This window comes from Tranquillimonas rosea, assembly GCF_900111315.1.
Lineage (GTDB): Bacteria > Pseudomonadota > Alphaproteobacteria > Rhodobacterales > Rhodobacteraceae > Tranquillimonas > Tranquillimonas rosea.
Genome location: NZ_FOGU01000012.1, coordinates 1 through 22,259 on the forward strand (window position 1 = coordinate 1; position 22,259 = coordinate 22,259).

Below are 22,259 nucleotides of genomic sequence, written 5' to 3' on the forward strand. Positions count from 1 at the left end.
TGGGCGACCGCGTCTGGGGCTGGCCGGGGCACGTCATCGACATCATCGCGGTGTTCGCCACGCTCTTCGGCCTGACGACCTCGCTCGGGCTCGGCGCGCAGCAGGCGACATCGGGTCTGCACTACGTGTTCAACGTTCCGGATTCGCTCAACACGCAGATCCTCGTCATCGCCGGGGTGACGTCCATCGCGCTCATCTCGGTGATCCGCGGCATCGACGGGGGCGTGAAGGTGCTCTCGAACGTCAACATGACCTTTGCCTTCCTGTTGCTGCTCTTCGTGTTCCTCGCCGGTCCCACGCTGCAGATCCTCAAGGACACCTGGAACGGCTTCTCGACCTACGTCATGGATATCGTGCCGTTGTCGAACCCGATCGGCCGCGAGGACGACAGCTTCCGCGAAAGCTGGACCTCGTTCTACTGGGCCTGGTGGATTTCCTGGTCGCCGTTCGTCGGCATGTTCATCGCGCGGGTCAGCCGCGGGCGGTCCGTGCGTGAGTTCATCACCTGCGTGATGCTCATCCCGACCCTCGTCGGTGTCTTCTGGATGGCCACCTTCGGCGGCACCGCGATCAGCCAGGTCGCGAACCTGGGCACCGAGAGCGGCGTCTACCAGAACGTGATCGAGAACTATAACGACTCGCTGGCGATGTTCGCGATGTTCGGGGACATGCCGCTGACGATGATCACGTCGACGCTGGGCATCATCCTGGTGCTGGTGTTCTTCATCACCTCGTCGGACTCGGGCAGCCTCGTGATCGACACGATCACCGCGGGCGGCAAGACCGAGGCGCCGACGGCGCAGCGCGTGTTCTGGGCGACGATCGAGGGTATCGTGGCCATCGTGCTGCTGATCGGCGGGGGCCTGACGGCGCTTCAGGCGATGGTGAATGCCACGGGCATCATCTTCACCGTGGTCCTGCTGTTCCTGTGCTGGGCGATCCTCCAGGGGCTCCGGACCGAGCCGCGATAAGCCGGTGCCGGCCATCGTCGCCTCGGCCCGGGGATCGACGGTGGCCGGCGGCGTCCCGCACGGCGGTAGCGACCTCAATCCGAGCTGATCCGAATTTGCGGTTGCACGACCCAGCGCATCAACGAAAGCGGCGCGTCTTCCACACCTTAGCGGGCGCCAAAGCGCCTGCGACGTTTAGCCATTTTGGCGTCACCTCGTCGGGTGTATAGCTGGCGCATGCTTCGCCGTCGCGCCCGAGCGTTCACAGCTGGTTTTGCCGCACTGCTCCTCGCGGTGCTCAGTACCGTGTCCGCGCATCAGATGGCGCCCGACCGTGAGACGGTCGAGCGGCAGGCCGTCCTGCAGGTCATGGGCGCGACACTCGATGAGATTTGCGGCCTCACCGAGGACGGGCACGAGCATCGCTGTCCGTTCTGTCACAAGCTTCCCGACGCCCCCCGCATGTCCGCCCCGGATAACGGCGCGCGCATCGCCCGCGTCATCGAGCATCGCCTGGGGCGCGATCTCGTGGTCGGACCACAGGATGTCCGGTCCCATGCCCCGCCGCGGGCCCCACCGCGCATCGTCTGATCTCTGACATCTTCCCCCGCCCGTCCTCGGCCGGAGCGGGACGTTCCGGGACGCCGCCAACCGTGCGCGATCCCATACCGAATGGAGACAGACATGTTCATCAAGACGACCCTGACCGCTGCGGCGGCCCTTTTCGCCGTGTCCGGCGCAACCTTCGCACATGCCACCCTCGAACAGACCGAGGCCGCGATCGGCGCGACCACCAAGGTCACGCTGCGCGTGCCGCATGGCTGCGACGGCGCGGCCACGAGCGCCGTGCGCATCGAGATCCCCGAGGGCTTCTACTCGGTGAAGCCGATGCCGAAGGCCGACTGGGAGCTTTCTACCGAAACCGGGGCCTACGAGACGCCCTACGACAACCACGGCACCGAGATGACCGAGGGCGTTCGTGCCGTGACCTGGTCCGGCGGCGACCTGCCGGACGGCTACTACGACGAGTTCACGATCCGCGGTACCGTCGGGTCGCAGCTCGCCGCGGGCGAGACGCTCTTCTTCCCCGCCCTTCAGACCTGCGCGAATGGCACCGCGAACTGGACCGATACCAGCGGGTCCCATGACGTGCCGAACCCCGCGCCGTCGCTCAGCCTCGTTTCAGGGGACGTTGGTCACGGGCACGGGGGCCCCGCCATAACGATGGGAGAGACCGCTACGCTTGGCGATCTCGAGATCGCGGCGCCCTTCGCGCGGGCCACGCTGCCGAACCAGCCCGTTGCCGGCGGCTTCCTGACCATCACCAATACCGGCGCGACGGATGATACCCTGGTCGCTGCAAGTTCCCCGGCTGCCGGTCGGACGGAAGTCCACGAGATGACCATGGATGGCGACGTGATGCGGATGCGCGAGCTGGCAGATGGCCTTCCGGTCCCCGCGGGCGAAACCGTGACGCTCGAACCCGGCGGCTACCACGTGATGTTCGTGGACTTGGCCGGACCGTTGTCCGAAGGCGACGCGACCGAGGTCACGCTGACCTTCGAGGACGCCGGAGCGGTGACGCTGACGATGCCGGTCATGGCGCGCGACGCGACCGGGCCGGAGCACGGCGTCCACAGCGATCATGGGAGCCATTGATGTCCATGATGCGCAAAGTCGCGCTCGTGGCGTGGGGAGGGCTGGCCGTGCTTGCCCTTCTCGCCGCGGGCTGGATTTACGTGCTGGAGCCAAGGCTGAACCGGAGCATTTCGGATAGTCTGGGCCACGGCGACTACGAACTCGTCACCACTGATGGGGGCACGTTCACGCAACGCACGCTCGACGGTGGCCCCACCGCGGTGTTCTTCGGCTTCGCCCATTGCCCCGAAGTCTGCCCGACGACGCTCGGCGATATCGGCGTCTGGCAGGATATTCTGGCCGAAGAAGGGTTGGGGCCGATCCGCACCTTCTTCGTCACGGTGGACCCCGAGCGTGACACGCCGGAGATGCTCGGCGATTACGTGTCCTGGGTCGAGGGCGTGACCGGCGTCTCGGGTTCACCCGAAGAGATCGACAAGGCGATCCGCGCCTTCCGCGTCTATGCGCGACGGGTGCCTCTCGAAGATGGCGGCTACACCATGGACCATTCGTCCATGGTGCTGCTCTTCGACGAGGACGGCCGCTTCTTCGAGCCGATCGGCTACCAGGAAGACACGGACAGGGCCGTGGGCAAGATCCGCCGCCTGCTCTCGGGCTGACCGCTCGAACGGGGTCGAGGGTCCCGAGAACAGCCCCGTCCCGGACCGCATGGTAGCGCCGACGTCGCGCGTTTGATGACGAGATCCGTGACGGGCCGCCCCCGATGTCGCCAATGCGAAGGGATGCCGCGCCGATGCGTGCCCTGGCCAGTGCAACTTGCGATCCTGCTCGGGGACGTCCCTGCCTCTCACGGTGCGCAGCTCGGTGACCGATGTCGGGAATCCGCCGCGATGCGTCGCCCGTGGAGTTTGGGTCCGGATCGGATAGGATTATCTAGTGCATCGTAACGATCACCCTTCGCGAAAGAGCGAGTCCGATGCCCGACACCAAGTATTCCAACCCGTTTCCCGACAGCTATCTCCCCGATGGCAGCCTGTTCCGCGCCATCAAGCGCGCGGTCCTGCGGCTCATGAATCGTCGGTCCGCCAAGGCCTGAACCGCCCCGGCAATCAAGGACATGAGGGCCCCGTCTGGCACGACCGGCGGGGCCTTTTGCTGTGCGGCACCTGGCACGAGTTCCCATGGGGACAGCCGGCAGGCAGGACCGATGCAGCTTGGGGTGGATTCCCCACCAAATGGGAACTGAGCCCGTCGGGCGGACGACGTGGCAAATGGCAGCTGGAGTTTGGAAGCAGCCCATTTCACCTAGTGCTGCGGTCAGCATGAACGGGGGCTTCTCCGGATCTCGCTGCGGGTGGACTTTGCGATGGGCCGGGCCGCTTTGTCGATGTTGGCGGTCGGTTATCAACTTCGTGGCGAGCGTTCGCTTGAGCCTCCGTGGCCGGCGCCGGGTCGCGGCGCAAGCCGGACAGATCACCTTCGAGAAGTTCCGCGACGAGCGCCACGGCGGCGAGGCCGCGCCGGAGGAGGTTCAGCCCGCCATCGCGGCCGACCACAAGGCTCGGGACCGAATCGAGGCGGGAGCCATCGCCCAACATGACTTCTCCAACCGCGCCGCCAGCGAGTTACGGACGCTCCTGGCCGGTTCTTCGCTTGCAGCTGGTGGGGTCGTCTTCCGACAGGCATCGGAGCGCGCCCTTGCACGACGTTGATGCGATGGCGCGCCTGCTTGAGCAACTTCTGGAGATCGCCTGCCTCGACGGCGGCGCCGCGTTGGACCTAGAGACACTCGTCGGAGACATTTGCGCAGGTATTGCAAGCGGCCCCTCCTCGTGTCGGAAGGCTGGCCGGTCGAGGCTGGCGGTCTGGACACGCCGGTCCCCGTGATCGGCGATCCGACTTTGATCGCGCTCGCGCTGTGAAATCTGCTGGAGAACGTCCGCAAGCACACTTCGATCGCTCTCATCGCTGCTGCTCGGTCCGCTATCATGCCCACCTGAGTGGTTCGTAATATTGACGGGGAGCCCTCAAGTTGCTCAAGCGTCCGGCTCGCTGCGAGCGGCGTCTGGTTTCCCAGAGACGAGTGCGGCCTGACGGCGTTGTAATCGTAGCGCCAGAGCGCCAGCTTGCGCCGGGCGTCGTCTTGGGTGTCGAAGCTCTCCTCGTTCAAGAGCTCGTCGCGCAAGCTGCCATTGAAGCTTTCGATGAAGGCGTTCTGCTGTGGCTTGCCCGGGGCGATGTAGTGCCAGAGCACCCTGTTCTTGCCATGATGCTCTCTTGTTGGAGTGCGCCAAGTCACGACCTCAACGCACGGCGATCTCGCAAAAATCAAACTGGGTGACAAGCGCATGGTGTGCCGCCGATACGTTTACGGAACGGCGGCTTCGGCCCGGCGGAAGAGCCAAGACACCGGGCTGGTGACTCAACGTCTTGGCCTTGAGGACGTCGCGCGGTCGCGCCATGCGCAGGGCGCGCTGTTGCGGACCCCTTGTGGTCTTTTCTGTCACCGCGGTCGCGAGACAGCCGTGAAGGGCGAAGAGACCCTCCCGGACTCAGCTGTCTTCCTGGAAGCCCATGCTTTCCTCGGCCTGCGCGGTGCGCAGCTGGGTCATAAGGTCGGCGTAGTCGTCGGTCGTCATCACGACCAGCTCATCGCCGCCTTCCACCTCGACGAGTGTGTGACCTTCGTCGACGCTGTCGATCATTTCCCTGACCTCGTCGGTCATTTCGACCTCGATGCTGGTTGCCGGGCGGATGGTGGACATGGCGGGGTCCTTTCTGCGGTTCGCGTTGCGGGCCTGTTCTGTTGGGAGGCGGGTGTGCCGCGTTCGGTTCCGCGGGACAAGCCGGTCGCGGCGCGGAAGGCGGGCCTCGGCCCCTGGGGATTGCGTACCGGGGCGGTTCGATACGACGCAGGCAGGATCGCGCATCGGGACGGGGCGGGAAAGACGGAGGATGTTCTGCCTGCCCGGAACGGTGATCTGTTGTAGATCGGTGACGGTGGCGGACGCTTCGGCCGGCGGCACCGCTTGCACGGTCCGGCTGCGTCACGTCGCCCCGTGGCCGGGCCTATGCCAACGAACGGATCTGCGCCCGCTGCCAAGCGGTGTCCAGCCGCCGCCCCCGTTCCGCGTCGAAGACATGCAGGGCTTCGGGGTCGAGGTCCAGCGTCATGCGGTCCGCGAGCGGGTGTTCGATCCCCATCTGGCAGACGAGCCTCTGGCCTTCGAGATGGCCGTGCAGCAGGCGGGTGCTGCCCAGTTCCTCGACATAGTCCAGCCGGAAGGCGCCGGAGGTGGAGTCCGGCAGCAGGCGGAACGCCTCGGGGCGCAGGCCGGCGGTGACCGGGCCGTCGGGCACCGGCAGGCGTGCGGCGAGGGGCAGGGAGCCCACGCGAAGGTCCCCGCCCGAGACCCTGGCGGACAGGAGGTTCATCGCCGGTGAGCCGAGGAACGAGGCGACGAAGGTGGTGTCCGGGTGCCGGTAGAGATCCAGCGGCCGTCCCGCCTGTTCGATCCGGCCGCCATTCAGCACCACCAACGTATCGGCCAGCGTCATCGCCTCGAGCTGGTCGTGCGTCACGTAGACCGAGGTCGTGCCGAGCCGGCGCTGAAGCTGCTTGATTTCGCCACGCATCTGCACCCTGAGCTTGGCGTCGAGGTTCGACAGCGGCTCGTCGAAGAGGAAGGCAGCAGGCTCGCGCACGATGGCGCGGCCCATGGCGACGCGCTGGCGCTGGCCGCCCGACAGGGCCTTTGGCCTACGGTCGAGAAAGGCGTCGATCTCCAGGATGCGGGCCGTCTCTTCGACGCGGCGGGCGATCTCGTCGCGGGCCATCCGCCGGTTGCGCAGACCGTAGGAGAGGTTCTGGCGCACGGACATGTGCGGGTAGAGCGCGTAGTTCTGGAACACCATCGCGATGTCGCGGTCGGCTGGTTCGGCATCATTGACGCGACGGCCGCCGATGCGGATCTCGCCGTCCGAGATCGTCTCGAGTCCCGCGATCATCCGCAGCAGGGTGGACTTGCCGCAGCCAGAGGGGCCGACGAGCACGACGAAGCCTCCGTCCTCGATCGGCAGGTCGACGCCCTTCACCGCCTCGACGCCGCCGGGATAGATCTTGCGTACGCTGTCCAGGTCGATCCGAGCCATTGCTATTTCTCCTGCTCCACGAGGCCCTTCACGAAGAGCTTCTGCATTCCGATGACCACGAGGACCGGCGGCACCATCGCCAGGATCACTGTGGCCATCACGTTGTTCCATTGGGGGTCGGCATCGGCGACGTTGGCGAGCCGCTTGATGCCCATCACGATAGTGTATTGGCTCTCGTCCGTGGTCACGAGCAACGGCCAGAGATACTGGTTCCAGCCGTAGATGAAGAGGATCACGAAGAGCGCCGCCATGTTGGTGCGCGACAGCGGCAGCAGCATGTCGCGAAAGAAGCGCATCGGACCCGCGCCGTCGATGCGCGCGGCCTCGACCAGCTCGTCCGGCACGGTCAGGAAGAACTGCCGGAACAGGAAGGTCGCCGTCGCCGAGGCGATCAGCGGGATCGAGAGGCCGGCATAGGTGTCGAGCATCCCGAGGTTCGCGACCACCTCGAAGGTCGGTACGATGCGGACCTCGACCGGCAGCATCAGGGTCACGAAGATCATCCAGAACGCCAGCGCCCGGCACGGAAAGCGGAAATAGACGATGGCGAAAGCCGAAAGGATCGAGATGGCGATCTTCCCGATGGCGATGGAGAGCGCCATGATCAGGCTGTTCGTCATCATCAGCCACAGCGGCGGCGCCCCGGATGTGGACACGCCGCTGAAGAGCATCCGCGAATAGGTCTCGCCCATGTGGTCGCCGGGCACGAGCGGCAGCGTGCCCGACAGAAACGCGCTCGACGGATGGGTCGAGGCGACGAAGGCCAGGTAGACGGGAAAGGCCACCACCGCGACCCCGGCGATCAACGCCAGGTGCGCGAGCAGGGTCAGAAGGGGACGGTTCTCGACCATTGGCGGGCCTCTCAGTACTGCACGCGCCGTTCGATCCAGCGGAACTGGACGAAGGTGAGAGCGATGACGATGAACATGAGGATCACGGACTGCGCCGCCGACGAGCCGAGATTGAGGCTGACGAAGCCGTCGCGGTAGACCTTGTAGACGAGGATGTTCGTGGCCTGCGACGGGCCGCCCTCGGTCGCGGCGTCGATCACGGCGAAGGTCTCGAACATGGTGTAGGTCACGTTGATGACCAGCAGGAAGAACGTCGTCGGTGACAGCAGGGGAAACACGACGGTGAAGAAGCGCTCAACCGGCCCCGCACCGTCGATTGCGGCCGCCTCGCGCAGGCTCTGCGGGATCGCCTGCAACCCGGCAACGAAGAACAGGAAGTTGTAGGAGATCTGTTTCCAGGAGGCGGCGATCACCACCAGGATCATCGCATCCGTGCCGTCGAGGTTGTGGTTCCAGTCATAGCCCAGCTGTTCGAGCGCATAGGGCAGGATGCCGATGGTCGGGTTGAACAGGAACCACCACAGGACTCCGGCCACCGCGGGCGCCACCGCATAGGGCCAGACCAGCAGCGTCGTGTAGCTCTGGTTCGCCCGCAGCACCCGGTCCACCGCCACCGCCAGCAGCAGCGCCAGGCCCATCGACAGCGCAGCCACCGAAACCGCGAACACCGCCGTCACCTGGAAGGCGTTCAGGTAACTCGGGTCCGAGAAGAGCCGGAGGTAGTTGCCGAGACCGACGAACTCGGTCTTCAGGCCGAAGGCGTCCTCGCGCAGGAAGGACTGGCGCACCGCCTGCGCCGCCGGCCAGAGAAAGAAGATAACGGTGATCGCCAGCTGCGGCGCGAGCAGCAGGTAGGGCAGCCAGCGATTGTGAAAGATCGTGCGTTTCGTCTGCATCTCGAGGGTCTGTCGAAAGGACGGCGGGCCCGCGTGGTGACGGGCCCGCCAGGGGCTCCGGGGGCGGCGCCCCGGAGCGCGAGGGTCAGCCGTTCGCCTGGGCGAAGTCGTCGATCAGCTGGTTGCCGCGCTCGACAAGGCTGTCCAGCGCCTCCTGGGCGGTCTTGTCGCCCGAGAGGAGGTTCTGGAACTCTTCGTCGATCACGTTGCGGATCTGGACGTAGTTGCCGAAGCGCAGGCCCTTGGAGTTCTCGGTGGGCGCGTTGAGCGTGATCTGCTCGATCGCCGTGTCCGCGCCGGGGTTCTCGTCGTAGTAGCCCTGGTCCCGGCTCAGCTCGTAGGCCGCCTCGGTGATCGGCAGGTAGCCCGAGAACTGGTGCCAGTCGGCCTGGACCTCGGCCGAGGACAGGTAGTCGAAGAAGTCGGCGACGCCGGTGTATTCCTCGTCGGACTGGCCGCGCAGGACCCACAGGGTCGCGCCGCCGATGATCGAGTTCTGCGGCGCGCCCTCGACGTCGTCGTAGTGGGGCAGCATGCCGAAGCCGACCTCGAAGTCGGTGTTCGCCATCACGCCCGCGCGGCTCGCCGACGAGTTCATGTACATGGCACACTCGCCCGCATAGAAGGCCGGCGGGGCGTCGTCACCGCCGCCGGGACCGCCATAGCGGAACAGGCCCGCTTCCTGCCACTCGGCGAGGTTGTTCCAGTGACGGACCTGCGTTTCGCCGTTCATCGTCAGGTCGGGATCGATGCCGCCGAAGCCGTTCTGCTGCGTGCCGATCGGCAGGTCGTGCCACGCCGAGAAGTTCTCGAGCTGAATCCAGCTGATCCAGCCGCTGGTAAAGCCGCATTCGGCCGCGCCGGATTCCATGATCCGGCGCGAGGCCTCTTCCACCTCGGACCAGGTCTCGGGCGGCTGCTCGGGGTCGAGCCCGGCCTCTTCGAAGACGGCCTTGTTGTAGTATAGGATCGGCGTCGACGAGTTGAACGGCATCGACAGCATGTTGCCGTCGGTGTCGGTGTAATAGCCGACGACGGCCGGCAGGTAGGCCTCGGGGTCGAAGGACTGGCCGGTGTCCTCCATCAGCTCGTAGACGGGATAGATGGCACCCTGGGCGGCCATCATGGTGCCGGTGCCGACCTCGAACACCTGCACGATGTCCGGCTGCTCGCCCGCCCGGAACGCCGAGATCGCGGCAGTCATCGTCTCGGTGTAGGTGCCCTTGTAGACGGGCGAGACCTCGAACTGGTCCTGGCTGTCGTTGTAGCCCTGGACGATCTCTTCCAGCTTGGTGCCGAGCTCGCCGCCCATGGCGTGCCACCAGGTGATCTCGGTCTGGGCCGCCGCGCCGCCGGCACAGAGAGCGGCGAGCGAGGCGCCCGCGAGGAAAGTGCGGTACATCAGAATTTTCTCCGATTGAAAACTTCGGTGACCGCGGGCGTAAGAGCCGTGCGTGACAGTTTGGTTGCAGTTTCACGAAGCCCTCGTGAAGCCGACACCGCGCTTGCGCATTTCGCGCTCGCACGGGCCAAGTCATTGCATGGCGCCGGAATTGCGGACTGCGTCCGTTCCGGCTGACCGGTGAGACGCGGAGGCGCGAAACCACCCCGATTTCGCTTTCCGGCTTCGCTTCCTTCGCGAAACGCATAGCCGACCGTGCCGGCGCACGGGACATTGGGGCGTCGAGACGGCGTTCCGGAGGGGGCGATGACGCGGATCAACGGGCGGTGGGTCAGCCGTGCCCAAACAACAGTGAAAAGACCCCGTCGCGGATCGCTCGCCTCGGTGTTCCGTGGGCTCGGCGCCGCGATGCTGGGGGCGTGCCTGTGCGGTGGCGGCGTCCAGGCACAGGACAGCCGCACCGTGTCCTTCGCACCCGGAGCGACGGGCGCCACGATCACCGACACGATCCGCGGGCAGGAGTATCGCGACCATGTGGTCAATGTCCGCGAGGGGCAGGTGATGATGGTATCGCTCGCCGTGACGTCGACGAATGGCGACGGCTCGGCCTCGTTCAACATCGTGCCGGCGGGGCAGGATTACCCCGCGCTCTACAATGGCAGCATGGAGGTGGACAGCCGCGCCGAGGTGACCGTTCCGGAGAGCGGCGACTGGGCCATCCGCGTCTACCTCATGGGCAACGACCGCGACGCCGACAGGACCGTCGGATACGCGATCGACGTCTCGATCCCGCCGATCTCGGGCAGCGCGTCGCAGGGCGAGCGGATGCAGCGGGCCCGTTTCGTTACGCGTGGCCGCGGGCGCCGGGTGCGCAGACCGGCTTGGGCTGGAACAGGGCGGCGGACAGACGCACCGCCGCGCAGGCTTTCGACGTCATCGCCGGCACCGGCTGACGGGATTTTCAAAGGGAAGGGTGAGACATGAAACGGAAGATCGGGATCGTGACAGGCACCGCCGCGCTGCTCGCGCTGGCGGCCTGCGACGAAGAGATGAGCGCGTCGGAGCAGGGGATGCCCGCCGTCGGCAGCGCCTCGGACCTCTCGGAGTTCGAGGGCGCGCGGGCCGGACAGGCCGAAGGTGGCCTTCAGGCACTGGGATACGAGGCGATCCGCAGCGAGGGGCTCACGACATACTGGTTCAACCGCGATACCGGAGCCTGCGCCCGGATCACCACGTCGGAGGGCCGCTATTCCGACGTGACCATGCTGCCCGCCGAAGATTGCTGAGGGAGATCGGTGATGAATTTTCGTCTCGCCACATTCGCTGCCTTTGTCATGGTCGGCCTGCTGGCCGCCTGCGACGAAGAGATGATGGTCTCGGATCCTGGAACGACCGGTTCGACCGAACCGCGTGCCGTTCCGGGCGACTCGATGGAAGGGCAGGCCCGCAGCGCCTGTGCCGCTGCGGTCCGGGCCGAGACCGGCAACAGCGACGTCAGGGTGCAGAGCTCGTCCTTCTCCGAGGCCGGGACCGAGGTCATCCTGCGCGTCGGCCCCACGGGCACCTGGCGCTGCATCGGCTATCGTGACGGCACGACGGCCGGCATCGAGTCCCTGACCGACGAAGGCGCGCTGTGATCGGCCGCGGCCCCGCCCTCGGTCTGGTTCTCGGTGCGTCGCTTGTGGCCTGCACCGAGAGTTCCGTTCCGCCCGCGGGCGGCGCGGGCGGCCAGTTCGCGTCGATGCGGGCTCCCTGCACCGCGCAGGCGGCCCGCTTCGCCACGCCCGTCGAGATCCGCGACGAAATACAGACCGGCGGCGGGCCGATCCTGACGCTCATGGCCGGGGGGACGCGCTATACCTGCCGGCGCGAACCGGACGGCAGTGTCACCGTGTTCAGCGAATACGCGAACTGACCGGATGCGCCGCCGGGGCGTCAGGGGCGCGCCGGTATCGACCTGATGCCGGCTGTCGCCATCTGTGCGGTGGCGTGGCTAGAGCGCGATCCTCGGGCCAATCGACGCCGGCGGGTGTTCCGCCGCGAGGGACCGCCGCCGATCGCCCGGACGATCCTCACATCGCCGCGGCGGAGCGGACGGGCGCGGGCGTCATCATTTCCTAGGGGGTTCCGCAAGGTAATGCTATGCTCTGGTGGTCGTTCGAAGGCGGCTTTCTCCTCTCGCGCGATCATGCCTGCCGATGCCGCGAGGGCCGAGGATGGAACTGCACAGGACCCTTTACGAAGGTTGCCCGGGCGCCGAACGCGCACTGCGGCCCGGCCTGTTCACCGACACGCATGCCTTCCGCTTCACGGGCGCCCCGGCCTGGATGAAGGTCCAGAGCGTCAGCTTTCCCGGCATCGGCGCCACCGCGGCGCGTGTCATCTCGTCCGGGCACGAGATCGAGCTGACAGAGCGCGAGAGGCTGACCCTGCTGTTTCCGCGCAGCGGTGCGCTCGACATCGAGACGTCGCAGGGCCGCCGCGCGGCCCACGGCGGGCAGCCGATCCTCTGTGCGCCGGAGCATCGCATCACGCGGGCCGGCGCCACGCCCGAGGCGGGCTATGATGCGCTCGTCTTGGTGGTGCCGCCGGCCGCGCTCGGCGTCAGTGACGCGCAGGGCGCCGTGTTGGCCTGCGAGCGCCGGGCGGGGGCGGGCGATCCGCTGCACTCGATCGGAGCCTACCTGCGGTTCCTGTTCGACGACCTGACGGGGCCACGGTCTCTGCTGACAGGCCCCCGCGCCATCGCCACGGCAGAACGCCTGCTGGTCGACATGCTGCGCGAGGCGATGCCCTGCGGGCCGGACCCCTCCGAGGGCGCCGGCGCGTCGGACCGGATGATCGTCGCGCGGGCAGAGGATTTCCTGCGGCACTGCGACGTGTCCTCCGCGCGGCTGAGCGACGTGGCGGAGGCCGCGGGCGTCGGCCTGCGGCGTCTGCAGCAGGCCTTCCGCGCCGTCCGCCGGCAGACCCCGCGGGAACAGCTGGTGGCGCTTCGACTGACCCTGGCGCGGCGAAAGCTGCTCGACACGGCCGAGCCGGGATCGGTCACCGTCATCGCGCTGGATTGCGGGTTCGCGCATCTCGGCCGCTTCGCCGCGAGCTACCGGGCCACCTATGGCGAAAGCCCGTCCGCGACGCTGCGGGCGCGCATCGGGCGTGGCCTGCCGCGACACCCCGAGCCTTTCCCCGTCTTCCCTTCGACGCCAGAGTGATCGATACCGACCCCGCGATGCCTGCCGGGGGACGTTCACCCATGATGACGGAACGTGCCCTTGGCCGCCAATCCGCTGCCCCTCAGGCCGAGACCCGTTCCTCGACCTCGTCGACGGGCTCCGAGGCGCCGTATTCCTTCTTGTCGGACAGGAACTCGCCTAGGCCCTGAAGGCTGTCGACGTAGTTGCAGAGCGTGCGCACCGCCACGAGCACGGGGATGGCGACGATCATGCCGATAAAGGACCACGTCCATGCCCAGAACGACACCGATACGAAGACGACGACCGTGTTCAGCCGCAGGCTTTTTCCCACAAAGGTCGGGGTCACGAACTGGCCCTCCACGAAGGTCGCCATGAAATAGCAGGCGGCGATGATCGGGCTCCACCAGACCCAGTCGAAACTCACCAGCGCCACGGCGGCGGCGATGATGATGCCGCCCACGGCGCCGACATAGGGCACGAAGTTGAACAGAAAGCCGATCAGCCCGAACACGGGGGCGCCCGGCATCCCGAACAGCCACATCAGGCAGCCGATGACCACGCCGAGGCCGGCGTTGATGATGGTGATTGTCAGCAGATAGCGCGACAGCTTCCGCTCGATGTCGAAGGCGGCTTCCATCGCCTTCCGCTTGTCCTTGAAGGTGGGCAGGACGTGGACGATCTTCTGGTGGAACATGTCGCCGGTGGCGAGCAGGAAGAACAGCAGCACGAAGGTGAACACGATCTGCGCCAGCATCCCCGGCACCAGCATCGCCATGCTGAGCGCGGGGTTCGAGTCGTCGAGCTGCACCGTCTGCACATCCGCGTCCGAGCTGTTCATCAGCGACTGAATCCGCTCGTTCGCCTCGAAGACCGCGTCCAGCGCGCCGGAGATCTCGCGCAACTGCGCGCGCACGTCGTACATGATCTGCGGCGCGCGCTCGATCCAGTTGGTGACCGGCAGGGCAAGTGCGCCCATCAGCACGAACAGCCCGATGAACAACAGCATCATGATCCCCATCGCCGTGACCGGCGAGGGCACGCCGCGGCGCGAGAAGAAGCGGCGGATCGGCGAAAAGATCAACGCCAGCAGGATGCCGAACACGATCGGCACCAGCAGCGTCTGGGCATAGCTCAGAAGGAAAACGCTGGCATAGATGAACAGGCCGACGACCGCCCATCTCGGCACGACGTGGCGCAGGCGTCGTCCCCAGCCCGGATCGGTTGCCGGGGCGTCGCGCATCTGCTCGTCAGTCATCTATCCGGCTCCAGTCATCATCGGCTGTGGCGAGTCCCATAGAAAATATCCGGATGTTCGCCGTGTCGATGATAAACCGGGAATAATTTGGTCGCGCTTGTCCGACTTTTGCCTGACCGCGCGTCGCGGTCCGGCCGCGACGGCGCAAGGGTCCTACCAGAGCTGCGTCTTCGGCGGCGGTCCCTGCATCCCGCTGGTGCGGCGGTTCGCCGAGGTCCGGGGCGGCAGGCCGATATCCTCCAGCCGGTCGCACGGCATCGCGTCGAGAAGGTGCCCGTCGCGTACAAGGCGGCGCTCTTCGGAGCGGCGGCCGATCCAGGCGGCGAAAAGCTGGCCGAGCGTGGCGGGGCGGGGGGCGAGGCGGGTGTATGCCATGATCAATGTCTCCGGGGTCAAATGTGTCGATGCCCAGCATGCACTGGCGCCGCAAGCGCAGCGCAATGCGCCGGGCCGTCCGGAGCCCCACGCGCGTCAGAACTCCGTAAAAAGGTCCGACGGCGCGTAACAATTCCTGTATGATACGGGGATGGCACAGCTTGTCCTGCACCTGACCGGACCGTTCCGCATGACAGGCGCCGACGGGCACGCTGAAACCGGTCTCAGCCGGCGGGGATGCGGATTGCTGGCCTATCTCGCCTGTCAGCCCGGATACCGCGCGGAACGGGGCCTGCTCGCCGATCTTCTGTGGTCCGACCGGTCCGAGGCGCAGGCGCGGGCGTCGCTGCGCCAGGAGCTGTCGGTCCTGCGGCGCCGGCTGCCCGACGGCGCGCTGCATGCCGACCGGCAGGCGGTCTGGCTCGACGAGACGGTGGAGGTCGAGGGCGTGGTCGGGCCGGGGACGTTCCTGCAGGGCTTCGACCTGCCGTCGGAGGGGTTCGAGGACTGGCTGCGCGCCACCCGCGCGGCGCGGGACGATGCGGTGCAGCCCGCCGCCAAACCGGTCGCGCCACTTGTCGTCCCGGCGCGGACCGAGCAGCCTTCGCTGGCGGTGGTGCCCTTCGACGAGCTGGGCGTCGATCCCGGCGACATGTTCGCCGACGGCATCGTCGAAGAGATCACCGGCGCGCTCAGCCGGGTGCGGGCCTTCCACGTGGTCGCGCGGCAGTCGGTCTATGCCGTGCCGATCCGGTCGCTGTCGCTTCCCGAGACGGCGCGGGCGCTCGGCGTGGACTATCTGATCGAGGGCAGCTTGCGCCGCAGCCAAAACCGCGTCCGCATCTGGGTGCAGCTGGTGCGGGGGCGCGACGGGCACACGCTCTGGTCTGAGCGGTTCGACGACACTCTGGGCGACCTCTTCGACCTGCAGGACCGGGTCGCCATCCAGGTCGCCGGGCAGCTCGCGCCAAGCCTGCGCGCGGCCGAGATCGCCCGCGCCCGCCGCCACGCGCCCGAAGAGCGGTCGGCCTACGAGCTGACGCTGACCGCGCTGCCGCATTTCTGGGTCCACGACCGGGCCGAGAACGAGCGCGCGATCGCGCTGCTCGACGCGGCACTGCGAAAGCGGCCCGATTATGGCCCGGCGCTGGCGCAGCGGGCATGGTGCCACGCTCACCGCTGCTGTTACCTGTGGAGCGCGGAGCCATCAGCCGCGCGACAGGCGGCCCGCGCCGACTTTGCCGCGGCTCTGCCGCTGGTGGACGATCACGCCCCGGCGCTCACGGCGCTCAGCGCGGCGGCGGCGCTGGCGCTCAGGGATTTCCGGCAGTCCGAGGATCTCGTCCGACGCGCGCTCGCGATCGACCCGAACAACGCCTGGGCATGGCTGCGCCTGGGTTGGGCGTCGTGCTATCTCGGGCGGACGGAAGAGGCGCTGGTGTGTTTCGACCGGGCCGAGATGCTGAGCCCTTACGATCCCTTCAGCTTCAACATCGCCTTCGGCCGATCCGCCTGCCTCAGGGCGCGCAAGGACTTCGACGGCGCCATCGCCCTGATCGAAAAGGGCATGCGCGCCGCGCCCCGCGCGCTCTGGGCCTACCGGATGCTGTTCGGCACGCTCTGGCTCAAGGGCGACAAGGCCGCCGCGATCGAGGCCGGGCGCAAGTGGCGCGCGGCGCATCCCTGGCTGTCGCGGCAGGTGCTGTTGGAATCGCTGCCCTCGTGGGACCACGATCCCGACTACATCGATCTGCTGACCCGTTTCGACGAGCTGATCCCCGAGTCCTAGGCCGGCGGGGCCGTCACCACTTGCAGTAGCGGAACAGCGAACCTGGTCCGGGCCGGTCGCCGGGAATGCGGGCGATGTCGAGGGTCGCCCAGAACACAACCTGGTTCGAGCTAAAGACCGGCTTGCCCAACCGCGCCTCGAGCTCGGCGATCAGCGGCACGGCGGGCAGGGCGGTGCAGCTGAGAAACAGCGCCTCGGCGCGTGGGTCGTCGGCGGCCATCACCCCGTCGATGATCTCGCCGGGCATGAGGCGGGCCATGTCGCGGTCGTCGGCATGGCCCATGGCGTGCCGCGCGACGATCTCGACCCCCTTGGATTCCAGGTGATCCGCGACGAGATCCGCCGTCTCGGGCAGGTAGGGCGTCAACAGGCCGATGCGCGAAATCCCCACCGTCTCAAGCGCGCGAAGAAGCCCGCTGATCGGCGTCACCAGCGGCGTGCGCGCGCCGACTTCCTGCGCCACGCGGTCGCCCAGGGCCGCCGCGGCCGAGGTGCAGCCAAAGATCATCCCGTCCAGCGGCACGCCGGGCAGGATCAGGTCGGCCGCCGCGCGCAATAGCGGCCCGGTGCGGCGCAGGCTCTCCGGCGTGGTCGGGTTCTCGAACGCGATGCGGGTGGTGTGCAGTTGCGTGCCCTGCGGCATCAGTCGCGCCGCGTCGCCCTCGATCGTCATGTCGGTGGCCAGCGCGATCAGGCCGAACCGACGGATGGGATCGCCGGGCCGCATGGCGCGGCTACACCACGAGCACGGGGATGTCGGTCAGGCTGGTGACCTTGTGGCTGACCGAGCCCAGCATGTAGCCCTCGGACGATCCCAGCCCGCGAGAGCCCAGGACGATCAGGTCGCAGCCGTTCTCCTTGGCGAAACTGACGATGGTCCGCGCCGAGGGGCCGCCCTGGATGAAGGCGCTGACTTTCTCCATTCCGGTGTCGGTCAGGTACGTCTTGGCCTGCTCGGCCGTCTCGCGTGCGACGTCCCGCATCACGTCGTCCATGTTGGTGTTCGCCTCGGACGAGCCGCGCACCATCGACAGCGACGCCTCGAGCATCGAATGGTGGCGGTAGACGGTCAGCACCCGGACCTCGGCATCGCAGAGCTTGGCCAGCTCGGCGGCCTTTTCCAGCGCAAGATCGGCGCCCTTGGACCCGTCATAGGCGGCGAGGATCGTGTTGAACATCGGCTGCTCTCCTCACTCAGCGAAGGCCAGGTCACGCAGGAACAGCGCGATCTGCGGGAAGAAGATCAGCAGCACCGCGACCGTGATCAGCATGATGATGAAGGGCGGGGTGCCGCGTATGACCTCGGCATAGGGCCGTTTGAACACCGCGATGGCCGTGAAGATGTCGCAGCCGAAGGGCGGCGTCGCACTGCCGATTGCGACCTGCAGGGTGATGATCGTGCCGACCAGCACCGGGTCCAGCCCGGCCGAGTCGACCACGGGGGCGAAGATCGGCACGAGGATCAGGATCACGACGATCGGATCGACGAACATGCAGCCCACGAAGAACGCGATCGAGATGGTGAACAGGATTGCGTACGGGCCCATGTCGTCGATGCCGATGGCGCCCAGCACCTGCTGCGGGATCTGCGCGAAGCTGATGACGTATGAGAACGCCGCGCCCGCGCCGACGAGGATGAACACCACCGCCGTGATCAGGCCCGTCGACTTGGCCGTGGCGTAGAGCTGCTTCACGTTCATCTCACGGAACACGACCATCTCGAGGATCAGCGCGTACAGAACGCAGGCCGCCGCGGCCTCGGTCGGGGAAAAGATGCCGCCGTAGATGCCGCCCACGATGATGACCGGAAATCCCAGCGGCCAGAGTGCGCGACGCACCGCGCCGACGCGCTCGGACCAGCTCGACTTTGCCTCGGTGGGGACGTCGTACCTCTTGGCGTAGAAATAGGAGTAGACCGAGAACATGATCAGGATCAGCACGCCGGGGCCGATGCCGGCGATGAACAGCTCGGAGATCGAGGTTCCCGAAACGACGCCGTAGATGATCATGCCGATCGAGGGCGGGATCAGGAACGCGATGTCCGAACTGTTCACGATCAGTGCCAGGACGAAGCTGTCGTTGTAGCCGGCCTTCAGCATCCGGGGTCGCAGCGGCCCGCCGACGGCCACCACCGTCGCCTGGGTCGAGCCGGAGACCGCGCCGAACAGCGTGCAGGCCGTCGCCGTCGACACCGCGAGCCCGCCCTTCAGATGGCCCACGAAGGCCATCACGAGGTCGATCAGGCGGTTGGCGGACTGCCCGCGCGTCATGATGTCGGCGGCGAAGATGAACATCGGCACGGCGATCAGGCTGGCCGGGCGGATGCCGCCGAGGATCTGCTGCACCATCGTGTCGAGCTGTCCGAACCCGCCGAACAGGGACACGAACCCGATGAGCGAGCCCGCGATCAGCGGGATCATCATCGGAAAGCCCAGAAGGAGCAGAACGATCATCGTGCCGAATATCATCAGGCTCATGGCTCAGACCTCTTCCTTGCCGGTGTCGTCGTAGCCTTCCATCGTGCTGGTGGAGAGCCAGATGTCCTTGTGGATCAGGTTCTTGATCGCGGTCAGCGCATATTGCAGCCCGGTGAGGAAAAATCCCAGCGGCGCCCAGACGATGATCCACCAGACGGGAATCTGCAGCGCCGGCAGAAGCCGCCCGCGCGAGGCCTGGGTGCCCACATAGGCGATGGAGTACCAGGTCAGCAGGAACATCGCCGCGGCGGTCACCACGGCGATGACGATCATCAGCGGCTTGCGAAGCCGTGGGGGCAGGGCGTCGAAGATCGCCGACATGCGGATGTGCCGCCCGTGCCGCGCGGCGTAGGAGATGCCCGCGAAGGTGATGAGGATGATGAGCGCCTGGTTGAGCTCTTCGGAGAAGAAGATGCTCCGGCCCAACAGGTAGCGGCCGACCACGTTGGCCACCGTGTTCAGCGCCATGAGCAGGACGCCGAGCGCCAGCAGGACCGCCTCGATCCGCGCGATCGACACGTCGATTACCCCGAGCACGCCGGGCAGGCCCGAGACATACGCGGAATCGTCGATGTCGTCGTCCGCCGCGGGGGCGCCGCCCGGCGGGGGCGTGGTCGGCTCATGGTCGGACCGACGATCGTCCTCTGCAGTCATGGCCGCGTTCCTCGATGCATGGATTGGGGAAAGACACACCCGTCCCGGCTACCGGGCCGCCTGGGGGCGGCCCGGTGCGACCGGGTTCGGCGACGTGGGCCGACCATCAGCTTCCCGCGTCGACGGCCTCCAGGTCGGCCTTCATCTGATCGAGGATCTCCTGCGCCTGGTCGCCGCCGATCTCGAGGAATTCCTGCTCGACCTCGTCAGCGGTCTCCATGAAGGGCTGACGCTCCTCTTCGGAGAGCGTGGTGATCGTCATCGAGGGCTTGGCCTCCTTGATCTTCTCCAGCGACTCCTCGGTCAGGCCCTCCTGGTAGTCGATGATGAAGTCGAAGGCGGCATCTATGGCGTCGCTGACCACCGTCTGCTCTTCTTCCGACAGGCCCTCGTAGAAGTCGAGATTGGCCATCACGGCGGTCGTGAAGTTGTTGTGGCCGGTCCGCGTGATGTGGTCGGTCACCTCGTACATCTTCGTCGACTCGATGAAGAAGGCCGGATTTTCCTGGCCTTGGATGATGCCGGTCTGCAGCGCGCCGTAGACCTCGCCCCACGGCAGCGGCGTCGGCGTCGCGCCGAACGCCTGGTAGCTTTCAACCAGCAGCGGGTTGGTCATCACGCGGAACTTGACCTCGTTCAGGTCGTCGGGGCCCTTCACCGGTTCGGTCGTGGTCATCATGACCTCGCCTTCGGGGAACATCGTCAGAAGTTTCAGGCCTTGTTCCTCGTAGAGCGGCGGGAACAGCTCGTTGATGGCCTTGGATTCCTCGAAGAACGTCGCCAGCTTTTCCTCGTCTTGGGGGAGCAGGTAGGGCACGAAGAACACCTGCGCCTCGGGGATCAGCGCGCCGGTGAAGCCCGGCGACTGGTCGACGAACTGCAGGATGCCCGACTGCGCCTGCTCCATGATGTCGGTCGATTCCCCGAGCGTGCCGAACGGGAAGAGCTGGACGGTGTGGTCGGAGTTGGCCTCGACCTCTTCCTTGAACTTCTGCGCGAACTGGCCCTGCACCTCGTCCATCGCCTCTTCAAAGGCGTAACGCCAGGTATCGGCGCTGGCGGCGGTGCCCGCGAAAAGGGCGAGCGTGCTCGCGGCGATGAGGGTCTTGTATGTCATGGTCTGGTCTCCCTGCTTCCGGCGCCCGTGCCATCACTGACCGGCCGGGCCATCGGTTTCGATTGGCGGGACGTTCCCCCGCGGAAAGATGTATTAAGGGTCCGTGGGGCCGAGGGTTGCTGTCAATGTAAATCTTCGCCGATTTGGCGGGCTTATCGGTCTTTCCGCGTCTCGCGATCGAATCCGGACGCGGTGCCTGACCGTTTTGCAGCCCCGCGACGGGCCGGAGAAAAAGTGCTTGATCCTCGGGGCCTTGTCTCGCCCGAAGGTTGAACACGCCGGCGGCCCGGCACGGGGCCGGGCCGCGGAAAGTCGGGCGCCGCAGTCAGTAGATCGCGTCAGTCGGATGGCCGAGCGCGATGGCCCCGGCGAAGGCGGACTGGGTTTCCTTCTGCAGCGGGTGATACCGGGCGGCCTGCACGTCGCGGAACAGCCGCTCGAGCTCGGCCTTGCGGTAGAAACCCGCGCCGCCGGCAAGCTCCATCGCCAGCTCGACCGTGCGGATGGCGTTCTCCTCGACGAGGTGCCGGCCGGTCATCACCTGGTTCACGGTGTCCGCCGAGGGCGCGTTGCGCTCGGCTGTCGCGATCATGTGCGCGTGCGCCAGCCGCGCGGCGGTCAGCGCCGTCTCCATCCGGCCCGCCCGGTCGCGCAGGAGCGGCGAGGGCGTCCGCGCCGCAGCCAACCCGACGGCGATGTCGCGGGCCCGTTCCGCCACGCCCAGGTACACCGCGTAGATCAGCGGGAAGGCCACCGTCGCGAGGATGAAGAACACCGGGTGCCACTGGCCCGCCGGACGCTTCACCGCGACTTTCGCATCCGGAACGAACAGCCCGTCGAGCATCACGTCGTGGCTGCCGGTGCCGCGCATCCCCAGCGTGTGCCAGGTATCGAGGATCGAAACGGCTGGATCCGTCATCGGGCAGGGGAAGTGGATCACCGTGCCGCCATCCTCAGGCGAGACGGCGCTGGTCATCAGGAGGTCGCCGGCCGGGGCGCCCGAGACGAAGACCTTGCGCGCCGTCACCCGGTAGCCGCCCTCGACCGGTTCGGCCTTGCCCGAGCCGCCGATCCAGTCGCCGCCGCCCGAGGACAGCAGGACCAGCTTTTCCGACACGATGCGGCCGAGCAGCGGCTCGGTCTTGTCGCGGGTCTGCGGCTGGTTGTGCCACCGCCATGCCGGAAACGCGACCTGGTGGGTGTGCATCGACAGCGCCAGCGCCGTCGAAGAGCATCCATGCGCCACCCGGCGCAGCATGTCGCACAGGGCGCGGATGTCGGCCCCGCCGCCGCCGAGCTCGGCCGGAACGCCGGCGTCGAGCAGCCCCGCTGTGCGGGCGTGTTCGTAATTGTCGGCGACGAAACTGTCGTCCCGGTCGCGGGCCGCGGCGTCTGCGGCGCAGGCCTCGGCCAGCGCGGTCGCAGTGGGGCCCAGGTCACGCGGTCCGGGGCGGTCGATCTGCTGAATCTCTCCCATCGTCTTGCTCCCTTTCACTGGATGCGAGGGAAAGGATGGCCCGCGCCGGTGCGCCGATAAAGTTCAGA

At 67.1% G+C, this 22,259-nt stretch carries 24 protein-coding genes and 1 pseudogene; 11 read left to right on the plus strand and 14 right to left on the minus strand.

Annotated features, from left to right (window positions below):
• From BMZ25_RS16875 to BMZ25_RS20955, 5 genes are all read left to right on the plus strand, one after another.
• The coding region (locus BMZ25_RS16875) for a BCCT family transporter (protein ID WP_177190507.1) at window positions 1–971 on the plus strand (971 nt) is incomplete at its 5' end.
• Between the two features lie 285 nt (window positions 972–1,256).
• Window positions 1,257–1,541, plus strand: coding sequence for a hypothetical protein (locus tag BMZ25_RS20545; RefSeq protein ID WP_143071551.1), 285 nt, complete (start codon window positions 1,257–1,259; stop codon window positions 1,539–1,541).
• Between the two features lie 93 nt (window positions 1,542–1,634).
• Window positions 1,635–2,609: a DUF1775 domain-containing protein gene (locus tag BMZ25_RS16885; protein WP_092695771.1), complete on the plus strand. Its 975-nt coding sequence runs from the start codon at window positions 1,635–1,637 to the stop codon at window positions 2,607–2,609.
• A 5-nt stretch (window positions 2,610–2,614) separates the two neighbouring features.
• On the plus strand, window positions 2,615–3,208 hold the full coding sequence (locus tag BMZ25_RS16890) for an SCO family protein (RefSeq protein WP_235859918.1): 594 nt from the start codon (window positions 2,615–2,617) through the stop codon (window positions 3,206–3,208).
• 768 nt (window positions 3,209–3,976) lie between these two features.
• Window positions 3,977–4,261 (plus strand): hypothetical protein, encoded by a 285-nt coding sequence (locus BMZ25_RS20955; RefSeq protein ID WP_177190506.1) that lies wholly within the window; start codon window positions 3,977–3,979, stop codon window positions 4,259–4,261.
• 308 nt (window positions 4,262–4,569) lie between these two features.
• Here BMZ25_RS20955 and BMZ25_RS16895 read toward each other — a convergent pair.
• The 6 genes and pseudogenes from BMZ25_RS16895 to ugpB form a co-directional block, all read right to left on the minus strand.
• Window positions 4,570–4,812: pseudogene (locus BMZ25_RS16895) on the minus strand (integrase core domain-containing protein); the annotation flags it as partial.
• Window positions 4,813–5,101: 289 nt separating this feature from the next.
• Entirely contained in the window at window positions 5,102–5,314 is a 213-nt protein-coding gene (locus BMZ25_RS16900; RefSeq protein WP_092695775.1) for a hypothetical protein, read from the minus strand.
• 304 nt (window positions 5,315–5,618) lie between these two features.
• The gene (ugpC, locus tag BMZ25_RS16905) at window positions 5,619–6,701 is read right to left on the minus strand and encodes a sn-glycerol-3-phosphate ABC transporter ATP-binding protein UgpC (protein WP_092695776.1); all 1,083 of its coding nucleotides are present in this window, start codon (window positions 6,699–6,701) and stop codon (window positions 5,619–5,621) included.
• A gap of 2 nt (window positions 6,702–6,703) precedes the next feature.
• On the minus strand, window positions 6,704–7,552 hold the full coding sequence (gene ugpE / locus BMZ25_RS16910) for a sn-glycerol-3-phosphate ABC transporter permease UgpE (RefSeq protein WP_092695778.1): 849 nt from the start codon (window positions 7,550–7,552) through the stop codon (window positions 6,704–6,706).
• 11 nt (window positions 7,553–7,563) lie between these two features.
• Window positions 7,564–8,448 carry a sn-glycerol-3-phosphate ABC transporter permease UgpA gene (gene ugpA / locus BMZ25_RS16915; RefSeq protein WP_092695780.1) on the minus strand — a complete coding sequence of 295 codons (885 nt, stop codon included), beginning with the start codon at window positions 8,446–8,448 and terminating at the stop codon, window positions 7,564–7,566.
• An 85-nt stretch (window positions 8,449–8,533) separates the two neighbouring features.
• Window positions 8,534–9,850: a sn-glycerol-3-phosphate ABC transporter substrate-binding protein UgpB gene (gene ugpB / locus BMZ25_RS16920; protein ID WP_092695782.1), complete on the minus strand. Its 1,317-nt coding sequence runs from the start codon at window positions 9,848–9,850 to the stop codon at window positions 8,534–8,536.
• A gap of 384 nt (window positions 9,851–10,234) precedes the next feature.
• On the opposite strand from ugpB, the gene BMZ25_RS20960 reads away from it, so the two are divergent.
• The 5 genes from BMZ25_RS20960 to BMZ25_RS21360 all read left to right on the plus strand — a co-directional run bounded on the left by BMZ25_RS20960 (window position 10,235) and on the right by BMZ25_RS21360 (window position 13,065).
• Entirely contained in the window at window positions 10,235–10,834 is a 600-nt protein-coding gene (locus BMZ25_RS20960; RefSeq protein ID WP_177190508.1) for an SH3 domain-containing protein, read from the plus strand.
• The gene (locus BMZ25_RS16930; RefSeq protein WP_092695784.1) at window positions 10,831–11,136 is read left to right on the plus strand and encodes a hypothetical protein; all 306 of its coding nucleotides are present in this window, start codon (window positions 10,831–10,833) and stop codon (window positions 11,134–11,136) included. Before BMZ25_RS20960 ends, BMZ25_RS16930 begins: the two co-directional genes overlap by 4 nt.
• Window positions 11,137–11,148: 12 nt before the next feature.
• Window positions 11,149–11,487: a hypothetical protein gene (locus BMZ25_RS16935; RefSeq protein ID WP_092695786.1), complete on the plus strand. Its 339-nt coding sequence runs from the start codon at window positions 11,149–11,151 to the stop codon at window positions 11,485–11,487.
• A complete protein-coding gene (locus BMZ25_RS16940) occupies window positions 11,484–11,765 on the plus strand; it encodes a hypothetical protein (RefSeq protein ID WP_092695788.1) in 282 nt (93 codons plus the stop codon). The genes BMZ25_RS16935 and BMZ25_RS16940 overlap by 4 nt, the downstream gene beginning before the upstream one ends.
• Window positions 11,766–12,066: 301 nt before the next feature.
• The gene (locus BMZ25_RS21360; RefSeq protein ID WP_177190509.1) at window positions 12,067–13,065 is read left to right on the plus strand and encodes a helix-turn-helix transcriptional regulator; all 999 of its coding nucleotides are present in this window, start codon (window positions 12,067–12,069) and stop codon (window positions 13,063–13,065) included.
• Between the two features lie 82 nt (window positions 13,066–13,147).
• On the opposite strand, the gene BMZ25_RS16950 is transcribed toward BMZ25_RS21360, so the two are convergent.
• Entirely contained in the window at window positions 13,148–14,302 is a 1,155-nt protein-coding gene (locus BMZ25_RS16950; RefSeq protein WP_092695792.1) for an AI-2E family transporter, read from the minus strand.
• A 153-nt stretch (window positions 14,303–14,455) separates the two neighbouring features.
• The gene (locus tag BMZ25_RS16955; protein ID WP_092695793.1) at window positions 14,456–14,677 is read right to left on the minus strand and encodes a hypothetical protein; all 222 of its coding nucleotides are present in this window, start codon (window positions 14,675–14,677) and stop codon (window positions 14,456–14,458) included.
• A gap of 151 nt (window positions 14,678–14,828) precedes the next feature.
• On the opposite strand from BMZ25_RS16955, the gene BMZ25_RS16960 reads away from it, so the two are divergent.
• Entirely contained in the window at window positions 14,829–16,466 is a 1,638-nt protein-coding gene (locus BMZ25_RS16960) for a tetratricopeptide repeat protein (RefSeq protein ID WP_092695795.1), read from the plus strand.
• 13 nt (window positions 16,467–16,479) lie between these two features.
• Here the strand turns inward: BMZ25_RS16960 and BMZ25_RS16965 are convergent, their stop codons facing one another.
• The 6 genes from BMZ25_RS16965 to BMZ25_RS16990 form a co-directional block, all read right to left on the minus strand.
• Window positions 16,480–17,193 carry a maleate cis-trans isomerase family protein gene (locus BMZ25_RS16965; RefSeq protein WP_092695797.1) on the minus strand — a complete coding sequence of 238 codons (714 nt, stop codon included), beginning with the start codon at window positions 17,191–17,193 and terminating at the stop codon, window positions 16,480–16,482.
• 7 nt (window positions 17,194–17,200) lie between these two features.
• The gene (locus BMZ25_RS16970) at window positions 17,201–17,644 is read right to left on the minus strand and encodes a universal stress protein (protein WP_092695799.1); all 444 of its coding nucleotides are present in this window, start codon (window positions 17,642–17,644) and stop codon (window positions 17,201–17,203) included.
• Window positions 17,645–17,656: 12 nt separating this feature from the next.
• Window positions 17,657–18,943, minus strand: coding sequence for a TRAP transporter large permease (locus tag BMZ25_RS16975; protein ID WP_092695840.1), 1,287 nt, complete (start codon window positions 18,941–18,943; stop codon window positions 17,657–17,659).
• Window positions 18,944–18,946: 3 nt separating this feature from the next.
• Complete coding sequence (locus BMZ25_RS16980; protein ID WP_092695842.1) at window positions 18,947–19,597, minus strand: TRAP transporter small permease; 651 nt, start codon at window positions 19,595–19,597, stop codon at window positions 18,947–18,949.
• A gap of 106 nt (window positions 19,598–19,703) precedes the next feature.
• A complete protein-coding gene (locus BMZ25_RS16985; RefSeq protein ID WP_092695843.1) occupies window positions 19,704–20,714 on the minus strand; it encodes a TRAP transporter substrate-binding protein in 1,011 nt (336 codons plus the stop codon).
• Window positions 20,715–21,039: 325 nt separating this feature from the next.
• Entirely contained in the window at window positions 21,040–22,191 is a 1,152-nt protein-coding gene (locus tag BMZ25_RS16990; protein WP_092695844.1) for an acyl-CoA dehydrogenase family protein, read from the minus strand.
• Between the last annotated feature and the right edge of the window lie 68 nt (window positions 22,192–22,259).

What these genes read in the sequence shown, in the direction of transcription:
- BMZ25_RS16970 (WP_092695799.1), bottom strand. Translation starts at nt 17,644, where the DNA reads ATGTTCAACACGATCCTCGCCGCCTATGACGGGTCCAAGGGCGCCGAT.
- ugpC (WP_092695776.1), bottom strand. Translation starts at nt 6,701, where the DNA reads ATGGCTCGGATCGACCTGGACAGCGTACGCAAGATCTATCCCGGCGGC.
- BMZ25_RS16950 (WP_092695792.1), bottom strand. Translation starts at nt 14,302, where the DNA reads ATGACTGACGAGCAGATGCGCGACGCCCCGGCAACCGATCCGGGCTGG.
- BMZ25_RS16960 (WP_092695795.1), top strand. Translation starts at nt 14,829, where the DNA reads ATGGCACAGCTTGTCCTGCACCTGACCGGACCGTTCCGCATGACAGGC.
- BMZ25_RS16985 (WP_092695843.1), bottom strand. Translation starts at nt 20,714, where the DNA reads ATGACATACAAGACCCTCATCGCCGCGAGCACGCTCGCCCTTTTCGCG.
- BMZ25_RS16980 (WP_092695842.1), bottom strand. Translation starts at nt 19,597, where the DNA reads ATGACTGCAGAGGACGATCGTCGGTCCGACCATGAGCCGACCACGCCC.
- BMZ25_RS16900 (WP_092695775.1), bottom strand. Translation starts at nt 5,314, where the DNA reads ATGTCCACCATCCGCCCGGCAACCAGCATCGAGGTCGAAATGACCGAC.
- BMZ25_RS16965 (WP_092695797.1), bottom strand. Translation starts at nt 17,193, where the DNA reads ATGCGGCCCGGCGATCCCATCCGTCGGTTCGGCCTGATCGCGCTGGCC.
- BMZ25_RS16935 (WP_092695786.1), top strand. Translation starts at nt 11,149, where the DNA reads ATGAATTTTCGTCTCGCCACATTCGCTGCCTTTGTCATGGTCGGCCTG.
- ugpA (WP_092695780.1), bottom strand. Translation starts at nt 8,448, where the DNA reads ATGCAGACGAAACGCACGATCTTTCACAATCGCTGGCTGCCCTACCTG.
- BMZ25_RS16885 (WP_092695771.1), top strand. Translation starts at nt 1,635, where the DNA reads ATGTTCATCAAGACGACCCTGACCGCTGCGGCGGCCCTTTTCGCCGTG.
- BMZ25_RS16955 (WP_092695793.1), bottom strand. Translation starts at nt 14,677, where the DNA reads ATGGCATACACCCGCCTCGCCCCCCGCCCCGCCACGCTCGGCCAGCTT.
- BMZ25_RS16890 (WP_235859918.1), top strand. Translation starts at nt 2,615, where the DNA reads ATGATGCGCAAAGTCGCGCTCGTGGCGTGGGGAGGGCTGGCCGTGCTT.
- BMZ25_RS16930 (WP_092695784.1), top strand. Translation starts at nt 10,831, where the DNA reads ATGAAACGGAAGATCGGGATCGTGACAGGCACCGCCGCGCTGCTCGCG.
- BMZ25_RS21360 (WP_177190509.1), top strand. Translation starts at nt 12,067, where the DNA reads ATGGAACTGCACAGGACCCTTTACGAAGGTTGCCCGGGCGCCGAACGC.
- BMZ25_RS16975 (WP_092695840.1), bottom strand. Translation starts at nt 18,943, where the DNA reads ATGAGCCTGATGATATTCGGCACGATGATCGTTCTGCTCCTTCTGGGC.
- BMZ25_RS16990 (WP_092695844.1), bottom strand. Translation starts at nt 22,191, where the DNA reads ATGGGAGAGATTCAGCAGATCGACCGCCCCGGACCGCGTGACCTGGGC.
- ugpB (WP_092695782.1), bottom strand. Translation starts at nt 9,850, where the DNA reads ATGTACCGCACTTTCCTCGCGGGCGCCTCGCTCGCCGCTCTCTGTGCC.
- ugpE (WP_092695778.1), bottom strand. Translation starts at nt 7,552, where the DNA reads ATGGTCGAGAACCGTCCCCTTCTGACCCTGCTCGCGCACCTGGCGTTG.